The organism is Streptosporangium sp. NPDC001559 (assembly GCF_042893955.1).
Taxonomy (GTDB): domain Bacteria; phylum Actinomycetota; class Actinomycetes; order Streptosporangiales; family Streptosporangiaceae; genus Streptosporangium.
The window spans coordinates 46,733-61,587 of record NZ_JBIAVG010000018.1; the positions used below are offsets into that span (position 1 = coordinate 46,733).

At 70.4% G+C, this 14,855-nt stretch carries 15 protein-coding genes; 4 read left to right on the forward strand and 11 right to left on the reverse strand.

The window, feature by feature from the left end; all coding sequences use genetic code 11:
* The first annotated feature begins 103 nt into the window (after positions 1-103).
* The 3 genes from ACFYY8_RS33220 to ACFYY8_RS33230 all read left to right on the forward strand — a co-directional run bounded on the left by ACFYY8_RS33220 (position 104) and on the right by ACFYY8_RS33230 (position 4,961).
* Complete coding sequence (locus ACFYY8_RS33220) at positions 104-982, forward strand: JmjC domain-containing protein (protein WP_390047883.1); 879 nt, start codon at positions 104-106, stop codon at positions 980-982.
* Between the two features lie 107 nt (positions 983-1,089).
* Positions 1,090-3,123, forward strand: coding sequence for an ABC transporter ATP-binding protein (locus ACFYY8_RS33225; RefSeq protein ID WP_390047885.1), 2,034 nt, complete (start codon positions 1,090-1,092; stop codon positions 3,121-3,123).
* Positions 3,120-4,961 carry a S9 family peptidase gene (locus ACFYY8_RS33230; protein WP_390047887.1) on the forward strand — a complete coding sequence of 614 codons (1,842 nt, stop codon included), beginning with the start codon at positions 3,120-3,122 and terminating at the stop codon, positions 4,959-4,961. Before ACFYY8_RS33225 ends, ACFYY8_RS33230 begins: the two co-directional genes overlap by 4 nt.
* A 12-nt stretch (positions 4,962-4,973) precedes the next feature.
* Here ACFYY8_RS33230 and ACFYY8_RS33235 read toward each other — a convergent pair whose 3' ends face one another.
* From ACFYY8_RS33235 to ACFYY8_RS33280, 10 genes are all read right to left on the reverse strand, one after another.
* Complete coding sequence (locus ACFYY8_RS33235; protein ID WP_390047889.1) at positions 4,974-5,579, reverse strand: GntR family transcriptional regulator; 606 nt, start codon at positions 5,577-5,579, stop codon at positions 4,974-4,976.
* A 62-nt stretch (positions 5,580-5,641) separates the two neighbouring features.
* Entirely contained in the window at positions 5,642-6,277 is a 636-nt protein-coding gene (locus tag ACFYY8_RS33240; protein WP_390047891.1) for a rhomboid family intramembrane serine protease, read from the reverse strand.
* 109 nt (positions 6,278-6,386) lie between these two features.
* Positions 6,387-7,151, reverse strand: a complete 765-nt coding sequence (locus ACFYY8_RS33245) for a crotonase/enoyl-CoA hydratase family protein (RefSeq protein WP_390047893.1) — start codon at positions 7,149-7,151, stop codon at positions 6,387-6,389.
* A 24-nt stretch (positions 7,152-7,175) separates the two neighbouring features.
* The gene (locus tag ACFYY8_RS33250; protein ID WP_390047895.1) at positions 7,176-7,949 is read right to left on the reverse strand and encodes an SDR family oxidoreductase; all 774 of its coding nucleotides are present in this window, start codon (positions 7,947-7,949) and stop codon (positions 7,176-7,178) included.
* Between the two features lie 56 nt (positions 7,950-8,005).
* Positions 8,006-8,344 carry an STAS domain-containing protein gene (locus tag ACFYY8_RS33255; protein ID WP_352014697.1) on the reverse strand — a complete coding sequence of 113 codons (339 nt, stop codon included), beginning with the start codon at positions 8,342-8,344 and terminating at the stop codon, positions 8,006-8,008.
* 270 nt (positions 8,345-8,614) lie between these two features.
* Positions 8,615-9,364, reverse strand: coding sequence for an energy-coupling factor ABC transporter ATP-binding protein (locus ACFYY8_RS33260; RefSeq protein ID WP_390047897.1), 750 nt, complete (start codon positions 9,362-9,364; stop codon positions 8,615-8,617).
* Entirely contained in the window at positions 9,361-10,137 is a 777-nt protein-coding gene (gene cbiQ / locus ACFYY8_RS33265) for a cobalt ECF transporter T component CbiQ (protein WP_390047899.1), read from the reverse strand. Before cbiQ ends, ACFYY8_RS33260 begins: the two co-directional genes overlap by 4 nt.
* Entirely contained in the window at positions 10,137-11,177 is a 1,041-nt protein-coding gene (locus ACFYY8_RS33270) for an energy-coupling factor ABC transporter permease (protein ID WP_390047901.1), read from the reverse strand. The genes cbiQ and ACFYY8_RS33270 overlap by 1 nt, the downstream gene beginning before the upstream one ends.
* A gap of 69 nt (positions 11,178-11,246) precedes the next feature.
* Positions 11,247-13,190 (reverse strand): glycosyltransferase family 2 protein, encoded by a 1,944-nt coding sequence (locus ACFYY8_RS33275; protein WP_390047903.1) that lies wholly within the window; start codon positions 13,188-13,190, stop codon positions 11,247-11,249.
* Between the two features lie 211 nt (positions 13,191-13,401).
* Positions 13,402-13,947 (reverse strand): flavoprotein, encoded by a 546-nt coding sequence (locus ACFYY8_RS33280; RefSeq protein ID WP_390047905.1) that lies wholly within the window; start codon positions 13,945-13,947, stop codon positions 13,402-13,404.
* Positions 13,948-14,124: 177 nt separating this feature from the next.
* Between ACFYY8_RS33280 and ACFYY8_RS33285 the strand changes: the two genes are divergently transcribed.
* On the forward strand, positions 14,125-14,295 hold the full coding sequence (locus tag ACFYY8_RS33285; RefSeq protein WP_390047907.1) for a hypothetical protein: 171 nt from the start codon (positions 14,125-14,127) through the stop codon (positions 14,293-14,295).
* Here the strand turns inward: ACFYY8_RS33285 and ACFYY8_RS33290 are convergent.
* A complete protein-coding gene (locus ACFYY8_RS33290; protein ID WP_390047909.1) occupies positions 14,289-14,834 on the reverse strand; it encodes a hypothetical protein in 546 nt (181 codons plus the stop codon). The two genes, ACFYY8_RS33285 and ACFYY8_RS33290, sit on opposite strands and share 7 nt — an antisense overlap.
* Positions 14,835-14,855: the final 21 nt, after the last annotated feature.

Here is a 14,855-nt window from a genome sequence, read left to right on the forward strand (position 1 = left end):
TGAGATATCACTTTCCGACCTTTTCCCCAACGAGGCGGAAGGGCGGGCGAACGGCCTTGAGGCACTTTACGAAAGTTATCGGAACGGCGCGACCGTCAATCTGATGTTCCTGCACGAGCGCTGGCCTCCGCTGAAGCGGGTGTGCCAGTCGCTCGCCGCGGAGCTGACCGTCGGTGTCCACGGAAACGTCTACCTGACTCCCGCGGGGGCACAGGGGCTCCAACCGCACCATGACACGCACGACGTGTTCGTGCTGCAGCTCTACGGCACCAAGCACTGGCGCCTGTACGAGCCACAGACCCGTCTGCCGCTGCAGTCCCAGCTCTACCGGCACACGGGCGAGGACCCCGAGGTCGTGACACGCGAACTCGACCTGTCCCCCGGCGACCTGATGTACCTGCCGCGGGGGACCGTCCACGCGGCCACGGCCAACGAGGCGGCGTCCCTGCACCTGACGATCGGGGTCGTGCCCGTCGTCTGGGCGTCCCTCCTGCGCAAGGCCGTCGACCAGGCGGTCGCGGAGGACTCCCGGTTCCGGGAGGCCCTTCCGATGGGCTTCGCGCTGGACGAGACGACACGCAAGGAGGCGAAGGAGCGTCTGAGCGGGCTCTTCGACGACCTGCGCGGTGCCCTCTCGGCCGACGCGGTCGTCGAGGAGGCGGCCAGGACCGTGCTGCGGCGCAGGCAGCCCGCCCTGCTGGGCCACCTCCAGGATCTGGAGGCGGTGGGGGCGATCGACGTGACCACCCCGCTGCGCCGGCGGCCCGGCCTGCTGTGGCACCTGGCCAGGGAGGGTGAGCAGGTCATGCTCACCTTCCACGGCAAGGTGGTCAGCTTCCCCGCGCACGTCGAGGACGAGCTGAACTTCCTCGGCACCGTCGACGAGTTCACCGGCGCGGGCATTCCGGGAGCGCTCGACGAGGCGGGACGGATGGTCCTGACCCGCCGGCTGCTCCGCGAGGGTTTCCTGACGCTCGCCTGAGATCACCCCGATCCGATTCCCGGTGGGCGCGCCGCGGCGTGCCCACCGGGACGATCTCCGCCGGACCGGTCCGGCAGGACGACACAGCGACGCGGAGCCGGAGACCCATGGAGTTCGTCTATTCCGAGAAATCAGGCAAAGGGGTGTCGAGCGTCGGCCAGAGCGGGCTCAGCGGCTCCCCCGACATCCCGGAACCACCCCCGGACGACGGTGAACGCGGCCTCCACGCCCGGCTGCGACGCCTGCGCCGTACGGTCACCGGGACGATCAGCGGCCTGCCCCGTGTGTTCCACCTGGCCTGGCAGGCCGGTCCCCGGCTGACCGTGGCGCTGGCGGCGGCCACCGTCGTCGCCGGGCTGACGCCCGCCGCCACGGCGTACACGGCGGGGCTCCTGACCGACACGATCGTGCGGGCCATCCAGGTGCGCGCGGCCGGGCTGCCGGACGTGACCGCCCTGAACCTTCCCCTGCCCGGTCCGGCGCCCGAGACGACCACGACGTCCGCCGTCGTGATCCTGGCCGGTGTCCAGTTCCTGGTCTTCGTCGTCATGGCGCTCGCGAACGTGGTCATGACGATCACCAGGCAGCTCCTCCAGGAGAGGCTCACGCAGACCGTCCAGCTCAAGGTCATGGTCCACGCGAACGGGATGGACCTGGGGTTCTTCGAGACCGCCCGCTCCTACGACCTGCTGCGGCAGGCCCAGCAGGAGGCCGCGACCCGCCCGGTCACCATGATCGCAAGCGCCTTCGGGCTGGTCCAGAACGCCATCTCCTTCGCCGGGGTGGTCGCGCTGCTGGCCTCACTGAACCCCTTCCTCGCCCTGGCCGCCCTGCTCGCGCCCATCCCCGCCTTCGTCTCCGACTCCCGGTACGGCATGCGCGGCTTCGTCATCTCGCTGTGGGCCTCCCCGATCCGCCGCCGCATGCAGTACCTGAACACCCTGGTGACCACCGACGCCTTCGCCAAGGAGGTGAGGCTCTTCGGCCTTGGCTCCTACTTCGTCGACCGCTTCCGCGCCCTGGGCGGGGTCTTCTACGAGCGTCAGCGCCGCCTGGTCGTCACCCGCTACCTGGCGGGCGGCGCCTGGGGGCTGATCAGCACCCTGACGGGGTCCCTCATCTACCTCTTCATCGCGCTGCAGGCGGCCTCGGGGCAGCGCACCCTGGGGGACCTGGCGCTGTACACCGCGGCCGCCGCCTCCCTGCAGACGGCCGTCCAGGGGCTGTTCCAGAACACCTCAAGCATGTACGAGAACAACCTCTATCTCGGCACCCTGTACGAACTGCTGGCGACGCCCTCTGCCGCCCTCCCGGAGAACCCCCGGCCGCTGCCCACACCGGTACACGGCCACATCGTGTTCGAGCACGTGACCTTCACCTACCCCGGGGCGGGGCAGCCCGCCCTGAGGGACGTCAGCTTCGAGGTCAAACCAGGCCAGACCATCGCCGTGGTCGGCCGCAACGGGGCGGGCAAGACCACCGCCGTCAATCTGATCTGCCGCCTGTACGACCCCGACGAGGGCCGCGTCCTGCTGGACGGTGTCGACATCCGCCGGCTGGACCCCCAGGAGCTGAGGAGCACCGTCGCGGCCATGTTCCAGGACTACGTGACCTACCAGGCGACCGCCGCGGAGAACATCGGCCTCGGCGACGTCGGGCACGTCGAGGACCGTCCCCGGATCGAGGGCGCGGCGGCCAGGAGCGGGGCCGACGGGCTGATCACCGGGCTGCCCTCGGGCTACGACACCCCCCTGGGAAAGTGGTTCGACCAGGGCGTCAACCTGTCCGGGGGTGAGTGGCAGAAGGTGGCGCTCGGCCGGGCCTTCATGCGGGACACGCCGATCCTGCTGCTCGACGAACCGACCTCGGCCCTCGACCCGCACAGCGAGTACGAGCTGTTCGAGAACCTGCGGCGCCGTTCAGAGGGGCGTACGGCCGTCTACGTCTCACACCGCCTCTCCACCGTTCGCCGGGCCGACCGGATCCTGGTCTTCAAGGAGGGCCGGATCTCCGAGGAGGGCACCCACGCCGAGCTGATGGAGCTGGAGGGCGACTACCACGGGCTCTTCACCATGCAGGCCTCCGCGTACGTCGGCACAGCGGACCAGGAAACCCCACAGACCCCTGAGGAAAGACGATGACCGACGCCCAGTTGATCCCTCTCGACCTGCTGTTCGGCGAGCCCGCGTACCTGAGCCCCGCGCTGTCGCCTGACGGAACCCACATCGCCTACCTCGCCCCGCACAACGGGGTGCTCAACATCTGGGCCGGCCTCAGGGGGAAGGACTTCTCCCCGGTCACCGACAACCACGGCCGGGGCATCCTCGGCTTCTGCTGGGCGCACGACGGCCGCCACCTGCTGTACATGAGCGATCACGAAGGCGACGAGCAGACCCATGTCCACGCGGTCGACCTGGTCGGCGGCGGCACCCGCGACCTGACCCCCTTCGACGGCGTACGCGCCTACATCGTCGGGATCGACCGGCGCGTCCCCCGGTACGTGCTGGTGGGGATGAACCTGAGGGATCCCAGGCGGCACGACGTGTACCGGGTCGACCTCGCGGGCGGCGAACCCTCGCTCGTCGCGGAGAACACCGGTTTCTCCGGCTGGATCGCCGACCGCGAGCTACGGATCAGGGGAGCGCGTGGTTTCGCCCCCGACGGCGGCTCGTCGATCATGGTCCGGGACACCGAGGAGGCGGACTGGCGGACCCTGCACGTGATGGACTACGAGGACTCCATGACCTCGCAGGCCATCGGGTTCACCGACGACGGCCTGAGCCTTCTCGTCCTGTCGTCCGTGGACTCCAACACGACCCGGCTGCTCAGGCTGGACGTGGCCACCGGAGTCGCCGAGGTTCTCTACCAGGACCCCCGCCACGACGTGCGCACGGTGAACCTGCACCCGCTGACGCGCCAGGCCGACCTGGTCGTCGTCGAACGCGAGCGCAACCACCTGGAGGCGCTCGACCCGGCCGTCGCCGACGACGTGGCGCGGATCCGCGCGATCGGCGACGGCGACATGATCCCCCTCGGCCGGGACGGCACGGGGCGGACATGGCTGGTGCAGGAGAACGTCGACGACGCCCCCGCCGGCTACCACGTCTACGACGGTGAGAGCGGGGAGACGGAACTCCTGTTCACCCACCAGCCGGAGTTCGCGCGGTACCCGCTGGCCCGGATGGAGCCCTTCTCCTTCACCGCGAGGGACGGGCTCACGATCGACGGCTACCTGTCCTTCCCTCCGGGCCTCGACCGGCGCTCGCTGCCCGCCGTACTCAACGTGCACGGCGGGCCGTGGGACCGCGACCGCTGGGGTCTGCGGGTCGAGTCACAGTGGCTGGCCACCCGGGGTTACCTCTGTGTCCAGGTCAACTTCCGCGGTTCGAGCGGGTACGGCAAGGACTTCCTCAACGCCGGTTCCGGCGAGTGGGGCGCCCGCATGCACGACGACCTGATCGACGCGGTGCGGTGGGTCACCGCGCGGGGCTTCGCCGACCCGGACAGGATCGGCGTATACGGCACCTCGTACGGGGGGTACGCGGCCCTGGTCGGCGCCGCCTTCACCCCGGAGGAGTTCCGCTGCGCCGTCTCCGTGGCCGGTCCCTCGAACCTGCTGACCTTCGTCGAGTCCGTCCCGCCGTACTGGGGGCCGGTACTCGCCCGGCTGAAGCGGTACATCGGCGACCCGGAGACCCAGGCCGATCTCCTGTGGTCGCGGTCCCCGCTCTCCCGCGTCGGGGACATCCGGATCCCGATCCTGATCGCCCAGGGGGCCAACGACCCGAGGGTGCGTCCCCAGGAGTCCGAGCAGATCGTCGCGGCCCTGCGGGAGAAGGGCGTTGCGCACGAGTACCTGCTCTTCGACGACGAGGGGCACGGGTTCGTGAACCCCCGCAACCGGCTGACCTTCTACGCCGCCGCCGAGCGCTTCCTCGCCCGGCACCTCGGCGGAAGGAACACGACGCCGGGACGCTGACCCCGGCCCCGGTCAGAACTCGTCGGCGCCGGTGACCTGGGCGACGACGAAGACGTGCCGGGAGGCGGCGCAGATCGTCTCCAGCACGTGGACCGGGGTGTCGTCGTCTCCGTAGCTCGCGCGCAGCACCTGCACGATCCACTCGCCGGGGTCGAGTTCCAGGGTCACCGCCTCGAAACCGCTGGGCGGGCGGGCCACCAGGTGCTCCTCCGCGTGGCCGAAGCGGTGGCCGAGGGCCTCGATGCCCGCCTGGAGCGTGGGCCGTACGAAGTCGGGGTCACACAGCGGGGTGCCGCCGAACAGGTCGAGCCTGAAGTAGCTCGTGGCGATCCGCACCGGGACGTCACCGGCCAGCAGCAGCTTCCTGCGGGCCAGGACGTCGGTGCCCGGCTCGACGCGCAGCGCCGCCGCGACGTCGCCGGAGGCCGGCTCCCGGCCGACGCCCAGCATGCGACGGCCCGGGGTGATCCCCTGCGCGGCGGCCTCGGTCATGAAGAGCGAGGCCGAGCCGCGTACGGCGGGCTGGGTCGGCAGCGAGCGCCGCACCACCACGCGGGGCGCCCTGTGGCCCGTGGCGCCGCTCTCCCGGCCCGGGTCCGCTGTCTCCTGAGATCCCACTGAAAGCTCCTCCACGGCGTTCCTGGCACCGGCTGAGGCCGTCCCCCGACCCTAGTGGAGTGTCAGTAGGCGGGCAGCGTCCGTCGCCTGCGGCGCAGCGCCCAGGCCGCCAGGACGCCGCCGACCAGCCCGAACAGGTGCCCCTGCCAGGAGATGCCCGCCTCCCCCGGCAGCACGCCCCAGATGATCGAGTAGTACGCCACGGCGACGCCGACCGCGATGACGATGTCGAGAACGCTCCGGTCGAACAGGCCCCTGGCCACCACGAAGCCGAAGTAGCCGAAGACCAGCCCGCTCGCCCCGACCGTGACCACGTACGGCGAGCTGGTGAACCAGACGCCGAGGCCGCTGACCACGATGATGATCAGGCTGGCGAGCAGGAACCTGCCGATCCCACGCAGCGCGGCGAGGAAACCGAGGATCAGCAGGGGCAGCGAGTTGGCCATGAGGTGGCCGAAGCCCGCGTGCAGGAACGGCGCCAGGAGGATGCCGCCCAGCCCCTCGACGTCCCACGACCTGATGCCGTAGGCGTCGAAGTCACCGGGCAGGACGTAGTCGGCGACCTCGACCGCCCACATGCCCGCGACCAGGAGGATGACGAGGATCGCGGCTCCGGCCGCGCCAGCCGCCAGCTCACCCGCCCCGCGTCTGAGCCGCTCACCGGCCGGGCGTTCCGCCGGGGGAAATCGGTCGTCCATGCACTCTCCTGGCCTTCGGGAGCGGTCGCCACGCCCTTCCACCGTACGCACTCCAGGCGGGAAGTGCGCCGGGCGCGACCGTACAGCCGTGCCCGGCGGTCGAACGGGACTACTCGCCCTTCCAGACCGGGGCGCGCTTCTCGGCGAAGGCCGCCGCGCCCTCCTGCGCGTCCTTCGACGCGAACACCGGGTCGATGATCTCCGCCTGCCTGGCGAACATCTCCCCCGCGCTCCAGTCGGCGGACTCGACGATCACCCGCTTGGTCGCGGCGAGCGACAGCGGGGCGTTGGCCGCGATCCGCCCGGCCAGCTCGACCGCCTTGGTCAGCGCCTCGCCCTCGGGCGTGACGTGGTTGACCAGGCCGACCTCGCGCAGCCGTGCGGCGGGGAAGTGGTCGCCGGTCAGGGCGATCTCCATCGCGACGTGGTAGGGGATGCGCCGCGGCAGCCGCATCACGCCCCCGGCCGCCGCGACCAGGCCCCGCTTGGGCTCGGGCAGACCGAAGACGGCCTTCTCCGAGGCCACGATGATGTCGCAGGCCAACGCGAGCTCGAAGCCTCCGGCCAGGGCGTAGCCCTCGACGGCGGCGACGATCGGCTTCCTCGGCGGCGCCTCGACGATGCCGCCGAAGCCCCTGCCCTCAAGGAAGGGCAGGTCTCCCTTGAGGAAGCCCTTCAGGTCCATGCCCGCGCAGAAGGTGCCGCCCGCCCCGGTCAGCACGTAGACCGAGACGTCCGCGCGCTCCTCGAACTCGTCGAGCACCGCGGCGATCCCTCTGGCGACCGCGCCGTTGATCGCGTTCCTGGCCTGGGGGCGGTTGATCGTGATGACCGCGACGCCGTCGCCGACCTCGGCGAGTACCTCATCAGACACCGGTTGACTCCTCTGGGCGGGGAACTACTTGGGCTGGAAACGGATGCCGCCGTCGAACCGGACGGTCTCGGCGTTCATGTAGTCGTTCTCGATCAGGGAGCGCACCAGGTGGGCGAACTCCTCCGGCCTGCCCATGCGCTTGGGGAAGACGACGGGGGCCACGAGCCTGGCCTTGAACTCATCGGCGTTGTCGTTGAAGGCGTAGATCGGGGTGTCGATGATGCCGGGGCAGATCGTGTTGACGCGGATGCCGACGGGCGACAGGTCGCGCGCGGCGGGCAGGGTCATGCCGACGATGCCGCCCTTGGAGGCCGAGTAGGCCACCTGGCCCGTCTGGCCTTCGAGGGCCGCGACGGAGGCGGTGTTGACGATCACGCCGCGCTGGCCGTCCTCGTCGACCGGGTCGGTCTTGGCGATGGCGGCGGCGCCGATGCGCAGGAGGTTGAAGGTGCCGATCAGGTTGACCTCGATGACCTTGCGGTAGGAGGCCAGGTCGTGCGGTGAGCCGTCCCGGTTGACCGTACGGCCCGCCCAGCCGATGCCCGCGCTGTTGACCACGACGCGCAGCGGCCTGCCGGTCGCGACCGCCGCGTCGACCGCCGCCTGCACCTGCTGCTCGTCGGAGACGTCGGTCTTGACGAAGACTCCGCCGATCTCCTCGGCGACGAGCTTGCCGCGCTCCTCGTTGAGGTCGGCGACGACCACGGTGGCGCCGTGCGCGGCGAGATGACGGGCCGTGGCCTCACCGAGGCCGCTGGCACCGCCCGAGATGACTGCTGCTGCTCCGTTCAGGTCCATGAGCGGACTCTAACGCGGATACCGAATGAAGTTCTATCAGGGGTGCCCGTTGGATTTCAGCCCTCGCCGACCGCGGTGACCACGTCGGGATAGACCTTGATGCGGCGGTCGAGGCCGGTGGTGCGCAGAATCCTGGCCACCGGCGCCTGTGGAGCCGCGAGGCTGACGCCACCCCCCTCGCCCGTGGCCAGCCGCCATGCCTCGATGAGCACGGACAGGCCGCTTGAGTCCATGAACGACAGCGCGGTGAGGTCGAGGATCAGCCGGGACCCGTCGAGCTTGATCGCATCGCGAACCTCGTCTCGCAGAAAGGGGGCGGTGAACAGATCGAGTTCGCCCTCGACGGCCACCACCACGGCGTCACCGACGGCGCGGCGAGCCAGCCGTAGCTTCATCAGTCCTCCTCGCCCATGAGGCAGACCCACTTTACTTCGCCATCACCGTATGTGAGGTCCCGCGACTCTATGATCATTCGCACTGGGCGGAGGAAGAACCGCAAACGCCACACATCACCCTCACCCCGTTCCGCTTCCCCGTCAATGGAGCCACGGCCCACCCGGCCCAGCCACGGCGCCCCCGCCGATTTATACCGGAAAAATCACGAATAACGTGGAACAAAGATCATATAAACCGCTATCACAGCGAATCGATACACATGTTGACGATCATGAGGAATGCTCCGCTCGCGGGAGGGCGAAGCCGTACGGCAGTTCGAGACGGTGGGCGGCGAGCAGGTCGGAGTCGGCGAGGATCTTCGCGGTCGGCCCGTCGGCGGCGATCACGCCACCGGACAGGATGAGCGCCCGTTCACACAGCTCCAGGGCGTACGGCAGGTCGTGGGTGACCATCAGCACGGTCACGTCCAGCCCCCTGAGGATCTCGGCCAGCTCGCGTCTGGAAGCCGGGTCCAGGTTCGACGACGGCTCGTCCAGCACCAGGATCTCCGGCTCCATCGCGAGCACGGTCGCCACCGCGACCCGGCGGCGCTGACCGAAGGACAGGTGGTGCGGCGGCCTGTCGATCGCCTCCAGCATGCCGACGCGGTCGAGGGCCTCCTCGACCCGGCGCCGCAGCTCCGGCCCCTTGACGCCGAGATTGGCCGGGCCGAAGGCGACGTCCTCCCGCACCGTCGGCATGAACAGCTGGTCGTCGGGGTCCTGGAAGACGAGCCCGACCCGCCTGCGGATCTCCTTGAGCGACTCCTTGCCGACCGGCAGCCCGGCGACCGCCACCGTGCCGTGCCCCGGGGTCAGGATGCCGTTGAGGTGCATCACCAGCGTGGTCTTGCCCGCGCCGTTCGGGCCGAGCAACGCGACCCGCTCCCCGCGCGCGATCTCGAAGTCGACGCCGAACAACGCCTGGGTGCCGTCCGGATAGGCGTACGCCAGGCGGCGCACCTCCAGCGAGGCGGTCATCGCAGGCCTCCGTTCACGAGTGTCGTGCCGAGCAGCACCACGAGCGCCGCGCCCGGCAACATACCCGCCGTGAGCCACTGACGCGAGGAGGCGGACAGGTCCTGGATGACCGGCATCGAACCGGTGTAGCCCCGGCTCAGCATCGCCAGGTGCACCCGTTCGCCGCGCTCGTAGGAGCGGATGAACAGTGCCCCCGCCGATTTGGCGACCGCCGGGATGTGCCGGACGTCCCTGGCCGTGAAGCCCCGCGACTCCCTGGCCACCCGCATCCGGCGCATCTCGTCCACGATCACGTCCATGTAGCGGAGCATGAACATGGCGATCTGCACCAGCAGCGGCGGCAGCCGCAGCCGCTGGGCGCCGAGCAGCATCAGTCTCGGTTCCGTCGTCGCCGCCAGCAGCACACTGGCGACCACCCCGAGCGTGGCCTTGGCCAGGATGTTCCAGGCCGCCCAGAGCCCCTCGACGCTGAGCGTGATTCCCAGGAACGGCACCCGTTCGCCGAACCCGATGAACGGCAGCGCCACCGCGAACACCACGAACGGCAGTTCGATCACCATCCGCCGCAGCACGAAGCCCGGCGGGACCCGGGCGGCGGACGCGACCACGCCGAGCAGGACCACGTAGATCCCGAAGGCCCACAGCCACTCACGCGGGGTCGCCACGACCACCAGCGCGAAGGCCGCGACCGCCGCCAGCTTGCACTGGGGTGGCAGCCGGTGGACGAGGGTGTCCCCCGGCCGGTAGAGCTGGTGGCTGTGGCCCGCCCCCACTACGCGGTGACCTCGTCCTTCGCCGAGTCGTCACGGGACTCGCCCTGGTTGCGGCGCCGTACCGCGAAGAACAGACCGCCGCCGACGGCGAGGGTCACCCCGACGCCGACCAGGCCCGCGACGCCGACGGGGATGCCGCCGACCTCGCCGTAGTCGGCCAGCGGCTGGTCACCGAGGGCGTGGTCACCGGCCTGGCCGCTGAAGCCCTTGTCCTCGGCCACCCGCTCCAGGCCGTCGGGCGAGGAGGAGGCGTAGAAGCTGACGATCCCCGCCAGCAGCGCCGCGACCAGGACGCCCGCGGGCAGGAACCAGCCGATACGGCGCGGGGCCGTCACCCTCGGGGCCGTGTCCACCGTGGTGGCCGCGCCGTCGGCGCCCCTGAGCACCAGGGGCGCGGCCAGCCCGCGCGCGCCGTAGACCAGGTCGGGCCTGACCGCGAGCACGGTGCTGACGGTGACCGCGGTGATCAGGCCCTCGCCGATGCCGATGAGCACGTGCACGCCGCCCATGGCCATGGCGACCGTGCCGACCTCGATGGGCGCGGTGCCGCCGATCCAGAACAGCAGCGCGAAGGAGATCGCCGAGACCGGCACCGAGACCAGCGCCGCGACGAAGGCGCCCGCGACCACCGTGGCCTTCCCGCGCGCCCTGCTCGTGATCAGGCGGAAGACGGCCCAGCCCGCCAGGACGGCGACGATGCCCATGAGGGTGATGTTCACCCCGAGCGCGGTCAGGCCGCCGTCGGCGAAGAAGAAGCCCTGCACCAGCAGGACGACGGCGACGCACAACACCGCCGTGTACGGTCCGACGAGTATCGCCGCGAGCGTGCCGCCGAGCAGGTGCCCGCTGGTGCCCGCCGCGACCGGGAAGTTGAGCATCTGGACGGCGAAGATGAAGGCGGCGACCAGGCCCGCCATGGGCGCGGTCTTGTCGTCGAGCTCCTTACGAGCCCCCCGCAGACAGATCCCCACGCCGGCGGCCGCGACGGCCCCGGCCGAAATCGACACGGCTGCGTTGAAGAAGCCATCGGGTACGTGCACGGCAAGCCTCCGGGAATGCGAAATCCTCCTTACCTTAAGCCATGGGCTTGCACTTGCAAGAGAGTGGCATTAGCGGAAGACGCGGCGGGCGAACGACCTCGGGGTGAACGTCCGCACGACCGCGCTCAGCCGCCCCTTGCCCGTGGTCGCGTAGGGCCTGACGCTGCGTCTGATCAGCCCACGCCACCAGGTGCGCGGCGGCGCGACGATCTCGGCGGGCGCCTCGACCCTGAACCGCGCGGGCGGTCCGCCCAGGTCGAGTTCCAGGTAGGCGTCCCAGGTGCCGGGTCCCAGTCTGCCGAGTGCCTGCCGCATGGCGAACGTCCCCCCCTCCTCGACCTCGACCGGCTCGCGCCATTCCTTCCCCGACCACCGCTCCCGCCACACCAGGTGCCGTACGGCCCGCGTCCCCGGCGCCGCCGAGCCGACGCTGACCCGCCCGTCGAGCGCCAGCCGGTGCCCGGCCGTCCAGCGGGTCCCGGTCAGCCGGACACGGCCCGGCACCTTCACCACGTGTCCGCCGACGTCGAGGCTGAGGTTGCCGTGCGACCTGGTGAAGTACGGCAGGGCGACGACACCGCCGATCACCCGGGGGGCGGGCCGGGTGATCGGCTCGTCCCGGTCGGCGCCGAGCCGTACCAGACGGGTGACGCCCTCGCACTCGACGTTCAGATAGACGTCCCAGACCCCGGAGGACAGCGTGGTGACGTCCACGACGGCGGTGAAGCCCTCGTGGTCGCCGCCGACCGGGAACACCCGCTCGACCGGACGCCCCCGGTCGCCCTCCACAGCGCCGCCGCGCAGCCGCAGCACCAGGTCGAGGCCGCTCGCGACGAGGTCGGGGCCTCCGTCCCGTTCGAGGGCGTCCAGCGCGACCCGGCCCGTGACGACCAGCCCGTCCCGCGGGTCCCAGTGCAGGCCGGTCAGCCGCCTGCGGACCACGGCCGACTCGATGTGCGCGAGCCGTACCAGGCGGTCGATGTCCTGGAGGGCGGTGACGCGGCCCCGGTCGATGGGGTTGAGGCGTTCGCGGACGCCGTCGGTCAGCCACCGCTCGCACATGTCGGCGACCTCGGCGGCGATCTGCCTGCGCGTCTCCTCCCCGGCGTCGAGGAAGGGCCCGCCGAGGTTGCTCAGCGCGTCCATCCTGAAGTGCCGCCCGAGCAGGTGGTCGCGGAGCGCCCCGGGACGCACGTGGCCGACCATCAACTCGACCGACTTCTTGATCATCCGAATCCAGGCGACCGGGTCGCGGCTGCCCGGCTGCTGCATGATGCTGCTGCCGTCCGGCCTGGCGACCAGGTGGTAGCAGTCGTAGTCGGCGACGACGGAGATCACCTCCGCGTGGCAGTAGGCGTGGGTGGTGAAGAACACGTCCTCCCCGACCAGCAGCGTCTCGTCGAAGCGGATGCCGTACCGCTCGATCATCTCCCTGCGGAAGAGCTTGAAGCAGCTCAGGCTGTTGTAGACGCGGCTCTCCTCCAGCGTGACCCGCTCGGCGTTCTCCCGGAACATCGAGACAGGGGCCCTGCGGTCGTGCCCGACGATCTTTCCGAGCACCATGTCCGAGCCGTTGCGCTCGGCCATCGCGAGCATCCGTTCGAGCGCCTCGGGGCCGAGGTAGTCGTCGGCGTCGCAGAAGAACACGTATTTGCCCCTGGCCAGGGCCAGGCCGACGTTGCGGGGACGGCCCGCGCCACCGGAGCGCTCCAGGCGGACGACCCGCACGACCCCCCGGTGGTGGGCGGCGTAGAGGTCGAGCAGTTCGGCGCCGCCGTCGGTCGAGCCGTCGTCGACGACGATGATCTCCCTGTTGACCCGCTGCACCAGCAGCGAGGTCAGGCACCTGTCGAGATAGGGGCGGCAGTTGTGGACCGGGACGATCACGCTGACGTCGATGTCGGGGTGCCGCGCCTCCTCCCGAGCCGCCCAGCGCCCGGGCCCCGCGGCCTCGTCTCCGGCCGCACGCTCACCGCTTCCCGCGCGGACCGCTTGAATGATCGTCCCCGTCACCGCTGTGCCCCCCGTCGGTTACTCAACGTCACGCAGCGTTCCAGTATGTGACGATGGGCCGCGCGTGTGGGGCGGATCCGGTTTCTTGGCCCTCTCCGCCTTCGCCCGGCCTCGCCGCACCTGGTGAAAACCCCCTTTTTCTTACGGCTTCGCATGGCTTGGCGTTTCGCGCGCCTTGTCGCCTTGTCGCCCTTTGGTACCACCGGGTCCGTCACCCTGCGTCGTCGCGCCGGAGCCTCTCAAGTTCCTCGATCGCCTCCAGCGCCGCCCGCCACGGCTTGGAGCCGTTCCAGGCCTCGTTCGCCGGGTCGAGGAGCACACGCACCCCCTCGGCGCGCAGCGTCTCGACACCGCGCAAGAACGGCAGGCGGGAGGCCAGGGCCGCGTTGACGAAGGGCACGACGACCACCGGGATGCCCAGGCCGGGAGCCTCGGCGAGCAGGCCGAGCGCGTAGGTGTCGGCGATGCCCTGGGCGAACTTGTTGACGGTGTTGTAGGTGGCCGGGGCCACGACGATCGCGTCGGCCCTGGGCGGCTTCGGCTCGTCCGGCCTGCGGTAGCGGCTCTTGACGGGACGCCCGGTCAGTTCCTCGAAGGCGGGGACGTCGAAGAAGCCCGGCGCCGAAGGGGTGGCGACGACCTGGACCTGCCATCCCTCATCGAGGGCCGCCGTGACCAGGCCCTGTGCCGTGGGAGCCGCTCCGGCCGCGCATACGATCACGTAGAGGACGCCCTTGGGCGCCGGGGGACGGTTCATGGGACAAGTCTCGGACACCCGGAAACAGCCTTGGAGCCGGGACGGCTATCGACATCTCACCCGAAATCACGAAAAATCCGTATGTTTCCGTGTGACTTGCCCGGGAATTTCCATGCCGTTCCGTTATGAGAAGAAACCCGTGTGGCCCGTGGGACGTCTTTTCCAACAGGAGGGCACATGGCAGCACTCGACGATCTTGTGGACGCGGACCTCCTTCTGGAGCTGCTCCTCGTCGAGGCGTTGCACGTCGAGGCCGAGCGCCTCGCGGCCGGCCGAAGGACCGGCCCCGACTCCGGCGAGGGGAGCCGGGGCCTCGGGTCCACGCCGCGCCGCCAGCGGGGTCAGTGAAGATGGATCATCCCCCGGGCGGCCATCTCCTCGATGTACCTCGCCCAGTCACGTGTGATCTTGTCTTCGAAGTCGGCGTGCACCACCTCACGCTCCCTCGCGGTCAGGTGCTCCTGCTCCCCTCCGGAGTAGGTCACCGTCGCCCCGTCCGGTGAGCCGTCCAGCAGGAACAGGTAGCCGCGCCTGCTGACCTCCAGGAACATGCCGAACGTCGGCAGTTCCTGGATCTCGCGCAGCGCCGCCTCCCAGTCCACCTCGACCCCCTGCCAGCTGTTGTCCCGTTCGGCCAGCCACCGGGTGAGGTCGCTGAACCAGACACCTCTGCGGCCGGGGTTCTCCTTGACGTGGAAGTGGGCCACCGCGAAGACCCCTTCCGCGTTCTCCGAGACCTGGCTCCTGGGGACGAGCGGCGGCGCGACGACGTAGGCGGCCTCCGCCGTCGCGGCGTCCTGCCGGGAGTCGGGCCAGGGCAACGCGAAGATGAGCCAGTACGCGGGTTCCTGGAGCTTTCTCAGTTCCTGCGAGGTTGGAGAGGTCATATGCGGTTTCTCCTTTGGGGG